This is a genomic window from Blautia sp. MSK.18.38 (genome assembly GCF_024460535.1).
GTDB lineage: Bacteria > Bacillota > Clostridia > Lachnospirales > Lachnospiraceae > Blautia_A > Blautia_A fusiformis.
In genome coordinates this window covers 38,216-55,085 of sequence record NZ_JANFYP010000020.1, presented here as the reverse complement: position 1 = coordinate 55,085, position 16,870 = coordinate 38,216, and the positions used below count along the sequence as shown (strand labels likewise).

The following is a 16,870-nucleotide window of genomic DNA, read 5'->3' as shown; positions in this document are numbered from 1 at the left end:
TGACCTCCTTTTGGCAAAAAAATATCGCCACTGATTATAGTGACGATACATCAAATTGGTTTTATTTAGTTCCAGTGCTTTCTTGAATTATATACATTATTGACTGCTTCAATATAGCAAATGAAAGAGGAATGATTGTAGTCGTTGGAAGTCAAATACTGCTTTTTTATTTTCAGATACTGCTCTCTAACTAATGTCCATTTTCCTTTTTCTTTGATATACTTTGCTTTCTCTCTAATGTTTCTTGAATTAGGTGCTTGATTCCAGAAATATCTGTTTGGAAAACATCTCTTATCGTGAATAAGGCGATGATAGTTTCCGTCTGTATCCTCGCAAACAATACAAATATCCATTGAAAATTCTGTACTATTTCCCTGATTAAAGTGCCGCTTTTCCGTTGTTAAAGATGAGGTAGAATCTTGGCAGTCACTCCACCCATATTCTCTAAGAACAATATTGAAAGCCTTTCTGACACATTCTTTGATTTCTTTGCAATCTTCCCAATCATCAATTCTTGTGATTTCAAGATTATAATCCAAATCAATCGGTTGATTAGCATTTTGTAATATCAGGTTTCTTGCACCACTACCCACGAGATAGAATGAAGCACCAATGTCATATTCTTCTTTAAGCGTATGGCAAAGGTCTTGCATTATTTCTCCACATAACGAACGCATACGGCTCAGAAACTGTTTGTCTTCCACATACTTATACATATTAACATTTCTCCTTTCTTCCCAAGCCGCCCATCTAGTCAAATGCTAAATCATTATAGTATATTCAGAAAGCACCTGTCTGTCAATAGCTTAAATCTTATTTTATGTTTTAGATTCTCGAAAATGGTCCTTCTGCTTCTGTTCAATGCTTGGCTTCATCAGTTCGTAATACACATTGGTGGAGTGAAATACCAGCTTCTTCGGCATCAAAAACTCCGACTTTATCCACGCATAGATTGCTTTCTCTGCGGTCATACCGTTGTACTTCACAAAACCAAGTGCCGCAAACGGAGCAGCACCCAAAATGCACACCCACGATACGGTTTCCGTGCCAACATACGGTCTGAGCAAGAAATACAGTCCTACCGCAACGCCACAAGCGAGAACAGAAAAAATGAACTGTCTGAGCGACAGTCCAAAAAACATTGACTCTGTATAATTTCTGATTTCTCGGTTAATTTTTACTTCCATATCTGTTTCCTTTCCTGCGGTTTCGGTCTTTCTCCCTCACGCATTTATCATTCAGGCAAAAGACTTTGCCTTTTCGTTTACCGCCATAGTAAACGCATTTCTTACAATCTCTTTGGTTCATCTCAAAATCTCTCCTTAAAGTCCCATCATCTCTCGGATAATACGGTCAGACATTTTTACTGCACCGACAAGAACAAGCATATTAAATACCAATTCCCCGATATATGCCCACACCTGCGTAACTGCTGCTGCATCAGGATTCACTACTGGTGGCGATGAAGCAAATACGGAGAAAATAATACAAGCAAGTACAATGACTGCTCCCTCAAGCAGAACTGCACAATAGCTTTTGATAAAACTCTTGCCTACATTCTGTGTAGGTTCTCCTGCAAATGTGGAAAGCGGTATCGGTGCAAGTGCTGTGTACATATACAACTTGAAAAATCGTCCATACACTGTCATTATCAGAATGAACGACAGCACCGTGATAAATAATCCTCCGATAAGCGTTACCGCCCACAAAGGGATACTCTCAAAAAATCCGCAATCCTCTATGGTCGTTACCATCTCTGCGGGTAAGGTCGTCTGTTCCGGAGTTCCAAATCCAGCAGCATTCATAATGGTTGAAATCGTCCCTTGCACGATATTAAATAATGCAAGCATAAGCTCCATTCCGTATGTGATAACACCTTTCGCCAATGCAAAACGGACAAAGAGTTTTAAAGCGTGTTCCGGTTTCTTCACATCTGTAAAACTTCCGCAGGTCTTTACCATACCTATCACAAAAAACAATACAAGTAAGGCAAGCCCGATAGCCTGAACTGCACCGTTGATGTCAACAATAACCTTCCAGATATTCCCGCCCTTAAAGTTCTGCGGTGTAGTTGTGATGAGTGTCCATATTTCCGAAAGTTTTTCATTCCAAGTTTCAAGGGCATTTTCAAGATTTTGAACTACCCAGTTATCACTCATTCAAAGCACCTCCTTACAATTAAGGGGTGTCCCTTAACTTGGCACACCCCTCGATAACTGTGTAACTCTTATCTTAGCCTGTGATAAGAGTAAGGATTTCTTTCGCAAAAGTGATAATGACACCGCCCGCAAGAGTCAGGAAGCCATTGGCTCTCTGAGAAGGGTCGTGAGATTTGAGTGAAAGACCGACCTGCACGATACCAAAGCCAAGCAAAATCATACCGATGGCACGGATAAGTCCGAAGATAAAGTCGGACAGATTATTGACTACGGTAAGCGGGTCATTCGCTGCAAATGCAGTCGTTGTCATTCCAAGTGCCAACGCACCGACAATGACCATTGTGCAGTAAGCACGGAAGCCTTTCTTAACCTTTCCGGTCATAGGCAGTTTCTTTGTTTCCTGAATGTCAGTTGCTTTTTTCTTAAAAATAGTCATAGTTGAATACCTCCAAAATTTAATTTGTTTGATTGTTTATGAACAGAGCTTCCATCTCCTCATCGGAAAGAAGTTCCCAGTTCGTTTCTTCTATTCCCTTTTCAGGAAGTGTTGCAGGGTCAATGTCCCAAATGGCAATCGAAGCAATATCTTTTGTGACTTCTCCGTGCTTATAAGGACTCGCCTTTCCGTCTGTGGTAAGTGCCACATTCGGGTGTTTCATAATGTCATATTTGAAATCCATAATGGGTCTTTCCCCACGGATAAATAAAATAGCGTACTGATTATCGAGCATACGCACCTCATCAGGGGTAAGTAACTCTCTGCCGCTAATCTGATAGTTGGTGGAATAGTTACCACTTCTTCCGGTACTCTTTCCGAACGTGTTGGTATCAATGGTTTCCTTGCCCAACAGCTCCGACACATATTTATGGGTTGACTGCTCATTTCCACCAAGGTAAAGAAATTCATCGCAGTTACCCACAATGCTCTCCCACTGTTTTTCAAACAAGGCTTTAAGCTGTGCCAAGTTCTGTAAGATGATGCTTACAGATACCCCACGGGAACGCATAACCGACAGTATCTTGTCGAAGTCGTCCGGCAGTGAAACATTGGCAAATTCGTCCATCATAAAATGAACAGGCATCGGCAAACAGCCGCCGTGGATATGGTCGGCTGCATAAAACAACTGCTGAAAGAGCTGTGTGTAAAGAATGGATACCAAGAAGTTGAAACTGGAGTCGTTATCCGGTATCAGTGCAAACAGAGCCACCTTTTTCTCTCCGAGTGACTGCAAATCCAGTTCATCGGCAGAAGTAAGAGCAGCAAGACTCTCCAAGTTGAACTTTTCAAGCCTTGCTGCAAGGGTTATCTGTATGGATTTTAATGTTTTGGAAGAACCGGAATGATAAGAGTGGTAATACTTCAAAGCAATGTGGTCAGGATTATCTATCATCAAATCCGAAAACAGATTATCAAGTGGGGAAGGACTTGGGTCGTCCTCGTCCTCAATCGCCCCGGCTCTGAGCATTTCCATTACCATTGCAAAATTCTGTTCTTCCGGCGGTGCTTCATAGTGCAGATAAAATACAAGTGCGAGCAGAAGCATTGACGCTGCCGTATCCCAAAACGGGTCATTGCTCTGTGAACCTTTCGGAGTGGTACTCTTGAAAAGATTTGTCACGAGCTTCTGCACATCATTGTCATTCTGCAAATAGACAAACGGATTGTAACAATGGCTTTTCTCCATTGAAATCAAATCAAGCACACGCACTTCGTAACCTTTCTTCTCAAGAAGATGTCCCGTATCTCGCAGGATTTCCCCTTTCGGGTCTAATATCACATAGCTGTTTCTGGCAGCGTTCATAATATTAGGCTTTGCGTAAAACCTTGTCTTACCTGCACCGGAGCCGCCGCACACAAGCGTATTCAGATTTCGTCTGTGCTTCTTGGCATTAAGCCCAATGCACACATTCTGAGTCATCAGCTTATTTTCTGACAGCGGTTTTTGTCGGTATTTCTTATCAATGGCTCTGACATTGCCCCATTTGGCAGAACCGTGTTCCTCTCGTCTTCGGTAATTCTTTCTTGTCGAGAAATAAATCCCGATACCCATTCCATAGCACAAAAGCAAAATGAGGACAGTTTTCAGACTGTCCTCACATAATTTTATGGAAAACGGATTATCAAAGAGTGTCGCAAGATTGGCTGCTATCTCCGGCAATCCTCCGCTTATGGAAGGTGCAATCAGAAGTGCCAGCCATATGACCGGGACGATACCGACAATGGATAAAATAATGGCAGTCTGCCTGTCATTATCTCGCTTCATCTGAGCGTTTCCTTTCAATTACTTTGAACTTTTTCAATGGGGCATTTCCGACTTTTACAAGCAGGTCGTCTACTGCATCTGCGGACTTGCCTTCCTCCATCAACTTTGTTTTCTCATCGTTTAAGGAGCGAATGACAACACCGTGTTCGTAATCGTCCAAAGCAATGTGGTAGAGTTTTTCTTTTTCCATATCTGCCCTCCGTTATCTCTCATAGTCCTTTGAACGCTCCTGCTTTTTGCGGAACATTTCATCAGAGATATGACTATGAATTTCTGCCATTGCATTTCGGGTCTTGGAAAGCTCCGCACGGATTTCTTTCGGCTCTTTGGAAGCCAGTCCCTCCGGAATACGGTTAATCGCAAAGTTCTGTGTATCTACGCCATACTTCTTGCAAAGCATATATCCGATACACACTGCCTGAAATCCCATATCCCTGCGGCTGTAACTTTCACTGTTGATAGAAAGCTGTGCGTGTCCGAGTTCCTGAGCGACACACTGAGCAACCGCTACGCTGTCACCCACATTACGCTTCACATACAAGGTCTGCTTTTCATTATTATAGAAAGCTGCCATATTCGGATACGGAAGTTCATCGGTTGCCGCAACCTCCACCGGAGATACATCAAGCATTGTCGTGATAAGTGCTTTCGGGTCACGGTTTGCTGATACTGCCGGAGCTTTTCTTCCATTTGTCTGCGTAACATCAAATACCTTTTTGACATTGTAGGAAATACCCGGAGAACCATCTGCTCTTGTGTATTCCACTGGTTCAAGGATAGAAATACTCTTTGCCCCTTTGGTAATCTTCACATTGTCCTTACCCCAATCATCAAAATCTTTAAGCTGTGTCGCCTGCGGATACTGACTGTAAATAAGGAGAGCATTTGCTGCGGAATATCTGTCCATTCGACTCTGCGTATCAAGAAAACTCTTGAATTTCTCAGGGTCACTCACAATCTCACGGGCAGCGTCATCAATCATCTGATAGACCTTTTCTTTTTCTGCTCGCTTCTTTTCCGCATACTCCTCTTTGGATAATCTCGGCTGATTACCGCCAGCCTTTGCGGGTTTGAAATCATTTGTCATAGTGAATTACCTCTCTTTTGTTTTGGGTTTCTTCTTCGGCTGACGGTGTACCGTCTGACCGTTTTTCTGCTGCGGCTTCTTGCCGTCTTTCTTAACCTCCGGCTCTTTACGCTCTGCTTCTTTTTGCTGTTTTGCCTGTGCCTTGTAACGGTCAAGTTTCTCTTTGACCGATGGCTTTTCCACTGGCTTTGCAACACCCTTATCAGATTGCGTTTCTACCGGCTCTGAGTTTTGCCTTGACAGAGGGCTTTTGTCTGTTTTGGCGACTGAGGGGTTTGCGTTTGCTCGCTCCTCTTTCTGCATTGGATTTCTGACTGCTTCTTCCATAATGATTTCACTTTTGGATTTGGTCGGCTTTTCTTTCTCAACCGCTTCACGGTCTGCGATAGCCTTCTCTGCTTCACTGACAATCGAAGCCTTATCCACCTTGCCAAGTTCAAATCTTTCAACGATACGCTGAATTTTAGAAGCGTCCTCTGCTCTTGCAATAATATCTACCGGAGTGTTCTCTCCCTTTGTGTTCTTATCTCTGAGGACACAATAAAGAACGCCATAGCGTTTTGCCTGTTCGGTAAACTTCTTCAAATCCTTTTGCGGAATGGAAAAGACTTTCAGCTCCTTGCCTGACTTAATCATATTGGTAAGCCTTGCTTTGCCCTTCGTCTTTTGTTCCTGCTTCAGAACCGATACCAAAAGCAATGCGATATTCTTCGCCGCCGAACCGCTTAATCTTGCAGCAACTTCAAATCCTTCAAGCGAAAGCCTAACGACCTGCTCTGCTGCGTCACCACCGTTGTTCATAGCGTGATTTCTCCTTTCTCTGCTGTTTTTGTTCCTCTGTTTCGATATGCTCAAGGTTTTCTTCCATAACCTTTGACCTCTCCGCAATATCCTCGCAGAGTTTTACTTCCCGTCGGAGTTTTTTCAATTCTCCATTGATAGAAGCGATTTCATCTTTTGCCGCCTGAAGCTGACCATCATCAATATTTGTTCTTATCTTTTTTCGGAGATGTGTTCTTCCGGCAATCAGATTTTTCATCTGCTCCTCTAAGGAAGTCTTATATGAAAAAAGCTGTTCGTCCGTGGAAATATTTTCTCGTCCGAGCAGCCTTACTTCATCAGTAATCTTATCGAGCTTCATCAAATCATCTTTCAAAAGATAATGAAGCCTTGCGTTATTCTGTTTCTTATACTTGGGCAGATAACCAAGTCTGTAACAGTAATACAGATACAGCCCATAAAGCCCGCCTTTCTTTTTCAGCTTCTGCCCTCTGGTCTGCATACGGTACTGTCTTGGTTTATAAGTCGCCCTCTGGAACGGCTCAATCTCTGCCCATCTGTCACGATTTTCTTTGATACGCTCTACAATCCGGTCATTGATATAATCTGCTCCGAGATTTTTCAGTCGTATCGGCTTATCGTATCCCTTTGGAATGACCGTCCAGTATTTTCGGCTTGGACTTAGGTTATAGGCATATCCCATTTCCTTGAGAGCAAACTGAAATTCTTTCAGGGTCTTGCTGTGGTCGATAGCATAATCAATGGCTTCTTTTGCAACCGAGTAGCGTGTCGGCATACCTGCCTTTTCTTTCATCGTCAGATAATCCGACTGCTTACTGCGGTTCGGATTCGGGTCATAGTAAAGTCCGTACTTCTCACAAATTCTGTCTGCAACTTTTCGGAATTTGAACCACGCTTTTTCCTCTCCCCACAAATGTTTGCCATCGACAAAAGAAATAGAGTTGATGACAAAATGGCAATGCAGGTGCTTTGTGTTCAGATGGGTTGTCACAACAACCTGAAATCTTTTACCCCACACTTCATTTGCAAATTCCATTCCGATTTTCTGTGCCATCTCAGGAGATATATCTGTTTCCTTGAAACTCAAATATCCGTGATAGGCTTGGATACCGTCTGTCTTTTGGTACTGTTCCTTAACCGTTATGAACTGGTCACGGGCAATCGCCACATTACAGTTGATACCCTCAACATAAAATTCTCGCTCTGTTTTTTCTTCATCCTTTGCATAAGCAATAACATCAGCAAGAGCCTGATACTGTTCCGGTGAAAACTCCCTTTTGATATTTGCAGAAGTCTTTTCGGGATTGGTTGCATAGTCAATGACCTGACCGAGCCTTTCTGTTACCGACCACAACTTTGTTACTGCCATTTCATTTCGCTCTGATTTGGACGAAGATATGTCCTCTCAATCTCTGACTGGAACTTATTCCACTTTGCAGCTTCATTCTTCAGCATAGGTGCGTCAATGAAACCGAGTGTATTTGCTTTGGCAGCAAGCTGATTGATGTTATTACCGATAGAGGAAAGTTCCCTCATCACATCATAGAAGCGGTCATCGGGTTTCTCTTTCGGCTCGTAACCTCTGATAAGCAAACGGATAAGTCCTGCTTCGGAAAGACAAGCCTTCTTTGCCTTTGCTGCCAAATCCTGTGCTTCCTTGCGGTTAAAGCGTACAATCTTCTGAATGTTTCTCTTTCTCATAATCGGTATCTTCCTTTCTCTTTACTCTGCAATCTTTGTTAATCTGGAATAAGCACATCATCGTAACGCCAAGACAACTGCCGAGCAGTGTTCCGGCGGCGATAAGTAATAACTCTCTCAAATCAAGTTCTCCTTTCTCACGGGGTATTAGGGGCAACCCCTAACGAGCCTTTTACCGTTTGGGAAACTGTGTTTATCCAAATGGTCTGCTCGCTAAGAATAAACATCTCCTCCGGGTTGCCCCGTTCTCAGGCTACTATCTCTCATAATCCTTTGATTTCGGCTTAAAAGGTTCAGCCACGATATTGCCGCCCACTTCCTTAGAAAAGCGTTCAGGATACTTGAACTGTTCCTTATACTTCTTCATCATATCGTCCGGCAAGCTCTGAAAACTCTCACTCTCAGACGGTGCATAACAGATAAAGAACTTGCCGCAGATAATATCTACCATCTCTTTCTTATCGTTGTCCTGCACATAAACTGCACGATTAAGCGGAAGTCCTCTTACCTTTCCTTCCTCATTACAGATGATTGCAACGTCATCATCAAAGGGCATATATTCCTCAATATCCCCTCCAACAACCTCCTGCATTGCTTCCAGACTGTCGTCGATTACAATTTTCTTCGGGTACTTTTCCGGTTCTACCAAGAGAACTTTAATCTTAGAATCATTCATCGTTCTTCATTCCTTTCGTGTGTTTTTTTATTGTAAATTCCCATCCGCATACAAAGAAAATCGTTGAAGTCCTTACCTGCTTTTGGTGGCTCATCAACGATTTCATACTTATCCGGCAGAATGGTTTTTAAGGTCTGTGCTGCCTTTCTGCCCGCTATATCATTGTCAAAATGGATACGGATTTTCCTGACAGATGGGTTACTGCCAAGATACTTTTCCAGTGCAATCGGCACTTTACTGTCCTCAATTTTCTTTGCCGGAGAATACACCCCGGACAGCGAAACAAAGCTCATTTCTTTCCAATCCTGCCCGTTCAGCTTCGCAAGCGTGGCATAGGATAACAGGTCTATGGCACACTCAAAGAGGTGTACTTCCTCCAAGTTTTCCTTACCAAGCCGAAAAGAATAATCTTTTTTACTGCCACTGCAATCGCCCATAATCCTACGCTTATTCGTGGAACGGTAGGCTGCATATTTCGGCTCTTTCTTCTCGTCATAGCCTACAAACACAACATTGTGATACGGCAGGCTCTCAAAGATAAGGTCATTAGAGATACAGTAATTGATGATTTCAAAATCTATTCCTCTCCCGAAAAGATACTCTGTAATCACTCTGTTGGAAGCACATTTTTCAGGGAGAAGAAGCGGTTTATTTTCCTCTTTTGGCTGTAGCTTTTCATAGACCGGAGCCTGAATCGCTGTGTGTCCGATAATGGTTTCCACCGCTTCAAGGAAGCTGTAACCTTTGACCTTAATCAGATAATCCAAAGCACTCCTGCCACCGATACCTCTCGACCACCATATCCATTTCCCGTTTGAAATCTTCAAACTATCGTGGGTTCTGGTGCAATAGGTGTTACCTGAAAACTTAACCAGCTCATACGGTTCATAATTTCTCAGGTAGGTTAATAAGTCCATCTGCTTCGCCTGAATGATTAACTCAGGTGCGATAAATGGCATATCGACCACCGCCTTTCTGTTTATCTCTCATACGATTTCTCCTTTCTGCCGCCGACTGCTTCGCCCTCATCAGGCTCTCCGCCGACAATCTCATTTTCCTTTTTATCCATATTGAGCAGGATATTCAACTCATCAAGTCTGGCAGTTTTTGCCCTCAATTCTTCCTCCTTTGCAAACGGCTTTTCGATTTCCTGCTTCGCTGTTTCAAACTGCTTCTCCGTATTTTCAAGGCTGTTTTTCGTATCAGCAAGTGCTTCCTCAAAGCGTTCTATGCCGTTATCTATTCTCACGATATTACCATGAGCATCATCGCCAAGCGGTACATCTCTGCTCGTTTCGCCTTTCAGTTTCACAACATAATTACGCTGCACCGTATCAAAATACAGCTCCATTTGAAAGCCACGGTACTCGCCAAGTGGTATCGCATCAGGACTGTTCATTGACTTGCAGGCATTGATGATTGCCTGACCTGCTTCGGCTTTTTCGGAATAAGAAACACCCAATACCATCATTCCAAGCGGCTGCTCGTCTATCGGTTTCGGGTGTGATTTTGCTGTTTCAACATCTTTTGTAAGTCCCTCTACACGGGATTTTAAGTAAGCAATCTGTTGTGGATAGAACTTGATGACCTTATCCTCCAGTCCGTATTTCTCCGATAAGAAATTGGATTTTAACATCTTCAGCTTCTGCACCTGAATGTCTAAGTCCATCTTTTCTTTGATATACGGATTGCCTGTTGCAAGCATTTTTATCTCCGCATAGGACAGTGCAGTTTCATCAATATCCTCTGCTGACCTGACCGGAGATTTGCTCGTCATAATCTGACTTGCGAACTTCTGCTTACCTTCCACGAGCTGATAGAGGTATGCATCAAAGGTCTGCTCTGTTACATAGCGGTAAATATCTACCTGCGGATTTTCATTGCCCTGACGGACAATTCTACCGGAACGCTGCTCCAAATCTGAAGGTCGCCACGGACAATCCACATCGTGAAGTGCGATAAGTTTATCCTGCACATTCGTTCCTGCTCCCATCTTCTGAGTAGAGCCAAGAAGCACCCTGACTTCTCCCTTGCGGGTCTTTTGGAACAGTTCCTTTTTCTTCATATCCGTGTCGGCTTCGTGTATAAATTTTACTTCACTTTCAGGAATACCTCTCTCAATCAACTTCTTCCTGATGTCGTTATAGACGGAAAATGTGCCATCATTCTTCGGCGTGGAAAGGTCACAAAACACAAGCTGTGCTGATTTCTTGTCGGCATTTTCTTTCCATATCCGATAGATGTTATCGACGCAGGCATTGATTTTACTGCCCTCAAAATCAGGCAGCATATCGTTTAGCATACGCTGGTCAAGAGCCAGTTTTCTTCCGTCATTCGTGATTTTCAGCATATTATCTACGCTTGAATCCACACCGCCGCCACGCACCTGCTCGGCTCTCTCTGCAAGGGAAGCAACCATCTCCTTCTGCATTTCCGATGGCTTTACTGCAATGTTATGGTACTTTGCATCCGGTACTGGCAGGTTCAACATATCTGCTGTTTTAATGTCCGCAATCTCCTTGAACATCGCCATTAGTTCCGGCAAGTTATAGAATTTTGCGAACCTTGTCTTTGCTCTGTATCCTGTTCCTTCCGGTGTAAGTTCCACTGCCGTAATGGTTTCTCCGAAAGTGGAAGCCCAGGCATCAAAGTGCTGCAACCCATTTTTCACAAGCGTGTTGTACTGCAAATATCGCTGTATCGTATAGAGTTCCACCATACTGTTTGAGATAGGTGTACCCGTTGCAAATACGGTTCCTCGTCCTCCGGTAATCTCGTCAAGGTAACGACACTTCATAAAGAGGTCGGAAGATTTCTGTGCTTCCGTCTGTGCGATACCGCCCACATTACGCATTTTTGTATAAAGATAAAGGTTCTTGTAATAATGGCTTTCATCAACAAAAAGTCTGTCTACACCAAGTTCCTCAAAGGTTACAACATCATCTTTTTTCGTCTGGTCATTGAGTTTATCAAGTTTCTGCCTGATAGATTTCTTTGACTTTTCAAGCTGCTTTATGGAGAAGTTTTCCCCTCGGTTTCGCTTGAGTTCCGCAATTCCTCCGGTTATCTCCTCAAGCTGCTGTTCTAAGATTGCCCTCTGTCTTTCAATGGACATCGGGATTTTTTCAAACTGTGAATGTCCGATGATAACTGCGTCATAATCTCCAGTTGCAATCCTGCCGCAGAACTTTTTACGGTTCTTGGTTTCAAAATCTTTCTTTGTTGCGACAAGGATATTCGCCGCCGGATAGAGCTGCAAATACTCAGCCGCCCATTGTTCGGTCAAGTGATTTGGTACAACAAACAGTGACTTGTTACAAAGCCCAAGCCTTTTCGACTCCTGTGCTGCCGCTACCATTTCAAAAGTTTTTCCTGCTCCGACTGCGTGTGCAAGAAGTGTATTTCCTCCGTAAAGGATATGAGCAACCGCATTTTTCTGATGTTCCCTGAGTTCAATTTCAGGATTCATACCATTGAAGATGATATGACTTCCATCATACTCACGAGGTCTGACGCTATTGAATTTCTCATTGTAAGATTTGCAAAGCCTTTCCCTGCGTTCAGGGTCAGACCATATCCAGTCCTGAAATTCCTGCTTAATCATTTCCTGCTTCGACTGAGCAATCGCTGTTTCCTTTTTATTTAGGACAGCCTTTTTCTTTCCCTCATCATCTTCGATATAATCAAAGATACGCACATCTTTTAAATTCAGCGTTTCCTCAATAATCTTATAGGCATTGATGCGGGAAGTTCCGTAAGTGTTATATGCCCTTACATTTCCTTTGTCATAGGATTTGCCCTCAATATTCCACTCACTCGTAAATGGAAAAAAGTGAACTTTGATATTCCACTGTGCATAGCGTGGTGTTTCAAGCAAATGAAAGATAAACTCCTGCACATCGTCCGGTGGCAACCAAGTTGCACCAAGTCGCACGGAAATTTCACTTGCAGTCAGGTCTTTCGGCTGCACCTTTTGAAGTGCTTCTACATTGACCTTATAATCTTTCGGATAGAGTTCTGCCGAGTTCTTTGCAATCCTCAGCTTTTCCCTGACATTACCCGAAAGGTATTCATCAGCCATCAGATACTTCGGTTCGTAAGAATTTCCATACTCATAAAGCGGGTTTAGGAAGATAACACCCTTTAAGTCCTCAAAGATTTCATTCTCCGATTTACCGGAAAGCCCCATCATATAGTCCATATCAATCGTGGCTTTTTCTCCAAGAGATACCGCCAACGCTTCACTTGCCGTATCAACAGAAGTAACCGGAGTATGCGGCTTAATTGTCCTCTTAGAAAACATATCAGCCTTACGCTCCAGTTCTCCGTCCTCTCCGATTATCTCCAATGCGGAAAGCAAAGAGAATGAACTATCCTGCGAGAAAGCAGAAGTATTTGCACGGCTGTTAATGAGTCCGTACTTACCTGAAAAGGTATCATAAAGTCTGTTTAATCGCTCCTGCTCCGCTTTGATTTCGCTGTCAGGGTAATCTTCTGTCTGCAATTCAATCAGCGTTCTGACGGAATTTCTAATGGCAATCATACCCTTAATTCGGTTCTCTGCGGTTGCCGACACCTCCACCGGAGTCATACGGGAATTTTCACGATAGTAGATTTTATCGTCCACCACCGTATAGGAAAAGTTTCTCACTGTCGGGTCTGCCGGAATAGAATTATCTTCCTCCTCCAGTTCTTCCTCGGCTTCATATTCCGTGATTTCCCCGTGAATGTTTGCTACCGCTTCATCAAGCTGTGCTGCAAGGTCTGCATTTTCATACGGCACACAAGTTGCTTCCATACCGAAACGCCCCGATACCATTTTCATTTCTCCAAGTATCATTTCTGGGTGCTGCACAAAATAAGAGTTCATCTTAATTCCGTTCTCATCGGTATCAAGATGAACCCAATCCGGCTCAATATCTATCAATCTGTCACGCTTTTGCAGGATAAGAATATCCGAAACGACTTCCGTTCCTGCATTACCCTTAAAGGTATTATTCGGCAATCGGATTGCTCCAAGAAGCTCTGCTCTCTGTGCAATATACTTTCGTACTGCTAAAGTTTCCTTATCCATTGTGCCTTTGCTCGTTACAAGAGCCATCACACCGCCGGGTCTTAACTTATCAAGGGCCTTGGCAAAAAAGTAATCGTGTATCAGGAACTTATGCTTGTCATACCTTTTATCCGATACCTTAAAATCTCCAAAAGGTACATTTCCAACCACTCCATCAAAGAAGCTGTCCGGCAGATTGGTTTCTTCAAATCCTTGTGCCGCAATGGTTGTTTTCTGATAAAGCTGCTGTGCAATCCCTGCGGAAATCGTATCAAGTTCCACACCGTAAATCTTACTGTCCTGCATTGTGTCCGGCAGCATACCGATGAAATTACCGATACCGCAGGACGGCTCTAACAAGTTGCCTTCCTTAAAACCCATCTGCTCCATTGCCTTATAAATGGCTGTGATAACTTCGGGCGGCGTGTAGAACGCAGTCAATGTGCTTTCTCTTGCCGAAGCATATTCTTCCGGTGTTAATACCGAAGAAAGTTCCAGATACTCCGTTGCCCACGCTGAATTATTTTCATCAAAGGCTTCTGAAAGTCCACCCCAACCGACATACTTTGATAAGATAATTTGTTCTTCAGGAGTGGCAAATCTGTTTTCTTCCTGACACTTTTTAAGAAGCTGTATCGCCATAATATTTCTGCGGAAGCGTTCCTTTTTACCTACCGTTTCAACCTCATTTTCTCTGAGATTAAAGGTATGACGGTCTGCCATAGGCACATCAGGGTGCAGGTCAAAGCCCTTGACCTTTTTCTTCTGCTCCCAAGCAGGAACTACTGGCTCAGGCTCTTTTTCATTTCTTTCTTCGGCAGGTTCTTCCTTCACAATCAAATGCTCATTCATCGGGTTCTCACGCACTTTTCTGTCAAACTCTGTGCGTGAAAATTCCTTATTGAACAGTGGCATATCATAGTCATAGAGCATTACTCTCTCATCATCAACAGATAAGATTTCATACTCAGAAGCACCGATATACACCTTATCGCCAAGATGATATTCATACTGCATATCTTGCGGCTGTTCTGCTTCTTCAGGTTCTTTTTCGGTTGGTTCAACCTCCTGCTCCGGTGGTGCATTAGAGAGTATCTCACGATTTCTTTTCGTTTCCTCGATTTTGGTTCTGCGTTCCTCTTGGCTTTCAAGCCACTGAGGATAGTGTTCTTTTTCCTTTGGATTTAAGTATCTGTCCGTTCGGATAAGTTCCCCGATACGCTTCTCCACCTGCGACCACGAAAGTGTGATATGTGGATTTTCTTTACCGATGCCTTTCGTAATCGTAATACCTTTTCCATCGTGGCTCTCATCAATGCCTGCCCCGATTATGACGGGATAAGAACCGCCCCAACCGTATTCATTTTTCAAGAAGTCGGCATTTTCTTTTGCAGAAAGGCTTTTTTCAAACTGCTCATAAATACGCATTTTACCCTCAGAAAATCCGCTTCCGTTCGCAAGAACAGCGTCGATAATCTCCTGAGAAAAAGTAAAGGCAGAGGTTTTCTTTTCCTCTGCCCGACCGTCTAATATGAATGTCATCTGACCGTCCATTGACGGTAATGGTTTTATGCTGTCACTTAATTCTCCCAATAATCGCATAGCTTCAAAATGTCGGGCAATAACAGCCCAATCATAATAGCTCTGTGCGGTTCTGCTGTCGTATTTGCCCTCCCACAAATGCAGAACGTTTTCAAAGGTCTTGTACCCTACTGTCCTGCCGTCCTCTAAAGTAAGTTCGGTATAATCATTATTGAAAATACTCTTTATATACTCTGTGCGGTCTTTGTTATCAGGATTACGTTCATAATAATCTTTGATTTCTTCCAGACTTGCTGACAAATGTGGTGTCGTTCTGAGAATTTCATTGATTACTTCATCACGTCCAAAAAACGAAAGGCTTTTATCCTCGTGCGTTCTGTCGTAATACTCTAAGCGAATATCACTTCCGCTTTCACGATTTCCTGTGCCGAATTGTGAAGGGAGTTCATCAGACGAACCCATTTCATCATATCCTCCGCTTTCATCTGTTCGGTCACTCCCTCTTTCTGTGCCATCTGGCTCAGAATTGTTTCCTCCATCTTGCTGGCTCTCTGTTCCACTTCCGCCAAGTGCTGTGTCAGTTCGCCCCTCGTCAGGAGATTGTAGTAAAGGACTCTGTGATGTTCCTTCAGAAACTCTCTCCTCATCTGAGCGTATCTGCCCAACGTCACTTCCGGCTGCTGTGGAAGTTTCAGGTTCGGAAGGCTGTAATCGCCCACCATCGTGTAGGTCAGTTCGTTCATTGTCCAAACTCCTTTCGTCGTTATTTTCAACCTTATTGTATTCATTTCTGTCCTGACCGACAATTATGCGATTTTGACGGTTGAGTGCAGTAATTGTTTTAGATATTTCCGTCAATCCCATTTCTGCAATATCACTGGTAGCAAATCCAAGTGCATTGAGTGTTTCCTGCGTATTGAAGTTGGTAACATCTCTGAAATCATCAAGTTCAAAATAACCGTCCGTATCAACGCCGAGCCTTGACATCATCATATATGCCACACTGTTTGTCACGACATTTTTATAAATGAAAGCCACAATATCCTCTTCCACTTCCTCAAAGGAACTGCCCTCGGTTGCATAGTAAAGGTCTTGCAGATAATCAGGGATATTATCCTCTGCCGCATTTCTTGCTGCTCCCATAATTGCTTCGGCAAGACTGCTCTTATTCTCAATCTCTCCGAAAGTGCTTTCCAATGTTTCAATCACATCAGCTTCGTATTCCTGACGCATATCCCAAATCGGGACTGTTCTTGAATATCTGCTTTCGTGAGTATCTGAAATGTCAAAGTAATGTGTCAGTCTTTGCCGTGAACGGTTTTCATCAGCAAAAACAGCAATACCTCTAGCACCTCGGTTGACCCATCTGCCAAAAATTTTGTTCCACTGCTCTATCTCAAGAACCGCTGTTGCATCTGGTCGCTGTGCATATACAAGAAGCTGCTCGTCATAACGTAACTTATAATTTCGGCAAGCCGAAGCTAAGAATGCCTGCCAGTTCTGAGGATTTGACACAACCGTTTTGCAGGTGCGGTTGTAAAGCTCAGAAATAAGGTCATATTTTCGTGCCATTACTCTTGCACCTCC

At 43.3% G+C, this 16,870-nt stretch carries 14 protein-coding genes; all 14 read right to left on the bottom strand.

The features are described 5' to 3' along the window. Positions 1–65: 65 nt before the first annotated feature. The 14 genes from NE638_RS12770 to NE638_RS12705 all read right to left on the bottom strand — a co-directional run bounded on the left by NE638_RS12770 (position 66) and on the right by NE638_RS12705 (position 16,855). Complete coding sequence (locus NE638_RS12770; protein WP_002594680.1) at positions 66–716, bottom strand: hypothetical protein; 651 nt, start codon at positions 714–716, stop codon at positions 66–68. Positions 717–818: 102 nt separating this feature from the next. Beyond that, a complete protein-coding gene (locus NE638_RS12765) occupies positions 819–1,187 on the bottom strand; it encodes a PrgI family protein (RefSeq protein ID WP_118049505.1) in 369 nt (122 codons plus the stop codon). Between the two features lie 135 nt (positions 1,188–1,322). Next, positions 1,323–2,159: a hypothetical protein gene (locus tag NE638_RS12760; RefSeq protein WP_002594677.1), complete on the bottom strand. Its 837-nt coding sequence runs from the start codon at positions 2,157–2,159 to the stop codon at positions 1,323–1,325. Between the two features lie 73 nt (positions 2,160–2,232). After that, positions 2,233–2,595, bottom strand: coding sequence for a hypothetical protein (locus tag NE638_RS12755; RefSeq protein WP_015512775.1), 363 nt, complete (start codon positions 2,593–2,595; stop codon positions 2,233–2,235). Positions 2,596–2,614: 19 nt separating this feature from the next. After that, entirely contained in the window at positions 2,615–4,423 is a 1,809-nt protein-coding gene (locus NE638_RS12750; RefSeq protein WP_173746311.1) for a VirD4-like conjugal transfer protein, CD1115 family, read from the bottom strand. Next, a complete protein-coding gene (locus NE638_RS12745) occupies positions 4,410–4,613 on the bottom strand; it encodes a hypothetical protein (protein ID WP_008789327.1) in 204 nt (67 codons plus the stop codon). Before NE638_RS12745 ends, NE638_RS12750 begins: the two co-directional genes overlap by 14 nt. Before the next feature lie 12 nt (positions 4,614–4,625). Beyond that, a complete protein-coding gene (locus tag NE638_RS12740; RefSeq protein ID WP_002594673.1) occupies positions 4,626–5,510 on the bottom strand; it encodes a hypothetical protein in 885 nt (294 codons plus the stop codon). A 6-nt stretch (positions 5,511–5,516) separates the two neighbouring features. Next, the gene (locus tag NE638_RS12735; RefSeq protein WP_148486020.1) at positions 5,517–6,311 is read right to left on the bottom strand and encodes a PcfB family protein; all 795 of its coding nucleotides are present in this window, start codon (positions 6,309–6,311) and stop codon (positions 5,517–5,519) included. After that, positions 6,295–7,680 carry a relaxase/mobilization nuclease domain-containing protein gene (locus NE638_RS12730; protein ID WP_173746309.1) on the bottom strand — a complete coding sequence of 462 codons (1,386 nt, stop codon included), beginning with the start codon at positions 7,678–7,680 and terminating at the stop codon, positions 6,295–6,297. The genes NE638_RS12735 and NE638_RS12730 overlap by 17 nt, the downstream gene beginning before the upstream one ends. Continuing rightward, positions 7,671–8,012 carry a plasmid mobilization protein gene (locus NE638_RS12725; RefSeq protein WP_002594670.1) on the bottom strand — a complete coding sequence of 114 codons (342 nt, stop codon included), beginning with the start codon at positions 8,010–8,012 and terminating at the stop codon, positions 7,671–7,673. Before NE638_RS12725 ends, NE638_RS12730 begins: the two co-directional genes overlap by 10 nt. Beyond that, entirely contained in the window at positions 7,975–8,133 is a 159-nt protein-coding gene (locus NE638_RS12720; protein ID WP_087203228.1) for a DUF3789 domain-containing protein, read from the bottom strand. Before NE638_RS12720 ends, NE638_RS12725 begins: the two co-directional genes overlap by 38 nt. A gap of 135 nt (positions 8,134–8,268) precedes the next feature. Next, entirely contained in the window at positions 8,269–8,688 is a 420-nt protein-coding gene (locus NE638_RS12715; protein WP_173746307.1) for a DUF3846 domain-containing protein, read from the bottom strand. Beyond that, the gene (locus tag NE638_RS12710; protein ID WP_173746305.1) at positions 8,685–9,647 is read right to left on the bottom strand and encodes a DUF3991 and toprim domain-containing protein; all 963 of its coding nucleotides are present in this window, start codon (positions 9,645–9,647) and stop codon (positions 8,685–8,687) included. Before NE638_RS12710 ends, NE638_RS12715 begins: the two co-directional genes overlap by 4 nt. A 20-nt stretch (positions 9,648–9,667) precedes the next feature. After that, positions 9,668–16,855, bottom strand: a complete 7,188-nt coding sequence (locus tag NE638_RS12705; RefSeq protein ID WP_173746303.1) for an N-6 DNA methylase — start codon at positions 16,853–16,855, stop codon at positions 9,668–9,670. Between the last annotated feature and the right edge of the window lie 15 nt (positions 16,856–16,870).

Bases quoted from the DNA above. Each gene is read 5' to 3' on its own strand.
- NE638_RS12770 (WP_002594680.1), bottom strand. From the start codon at position 716: ATGTATAAGTATGTGGAAGACAAACAGTTTCTGAGCCGTATGCGTTCG.
- NE638_RS12765 (WP_118049505.1), bottom strand. From the start codon at position 1,187: ATGGAAGTAAAAATTAACCGAGAAATCAGAAATTATACAGAGTCAATG.
- NE638_RS12760 (WP_002594677.1), bottom strand. From the start codon at position 2,159: ATGAGTGATAACTGGGTAGTTCAAAATCTTGAAAATGCCCTTGAAACT.
- NE638_RS12755 (WP_015512775.1), bottom strand. From the start codon at position 2,595: ATGACTATTTTTAAGAAAAAAGCAACTGACATTCAGGAAACAAAGAAA.
- NE638_RS12750 (WP_173746311.1), bottom strand. From the start codon at position 4,423: ATGAAGCGAGATAATGACAGGCAGACTGCCATTATTTTATCCATTGTC.
- NE638_RS12745 (WP_008789327.1), bottom strand. From the start codon at position 4,613: ATGGAAAAAGAAAAACTCTACCACATTGCTTTGGACGATTACGAACAC.
- NE638_RS12740 (WP_002594673.1), bottom strand. From the start codon at position 5,510: ATGACAAATGATTTCAAACCCGCAAAGGCTGGCGGTAATCAGCCGAGA.
- NE638_RS12735 (WP_148486020.1), bottom strand. From the start codon at position 6,311: ATGAACAACGGTGGTGACGCAGCAGAGCAGGTCGTTAGGCTTTCGCTT.
- NE638_RS12730 (WP_173746309.1), bottom strand. From the start codon at position 7,680: ATGGCAGTAACAAAGTTGTGGTCGGTAACAGAAAGGCTCGGTCAGGTC.
- NE638_RS12725 (WP_002594670.1), bottom strand. From the start codon at position 8,012: ATGAGAAAGAGAAACATTCAGAAGATTGTACGCTTTAACCGCAAGGAA.
- NE638_RS12715 (WP_173746307.1), bottom strand. From the start codon at position 8,688: ATGAATGATTCTAAGATTAAAGTTCTCTTGGTAGAACCGGAAAAGTAC.
- NE638_RS12710 (WP_173746305.1), bottom strand. From the start codon at position 9,647: ATGCCATTTATCGCACCTGAGTTAATCATTCAGGCGAAGCAGATGGAC.
- NE638_RS12705 (WP_173746303.1), bottom strand. From the start codon at position 16,855: ATGGCACGAAAATATGACCTTATTTCTGAGCTTTACAACCGCACCTGC.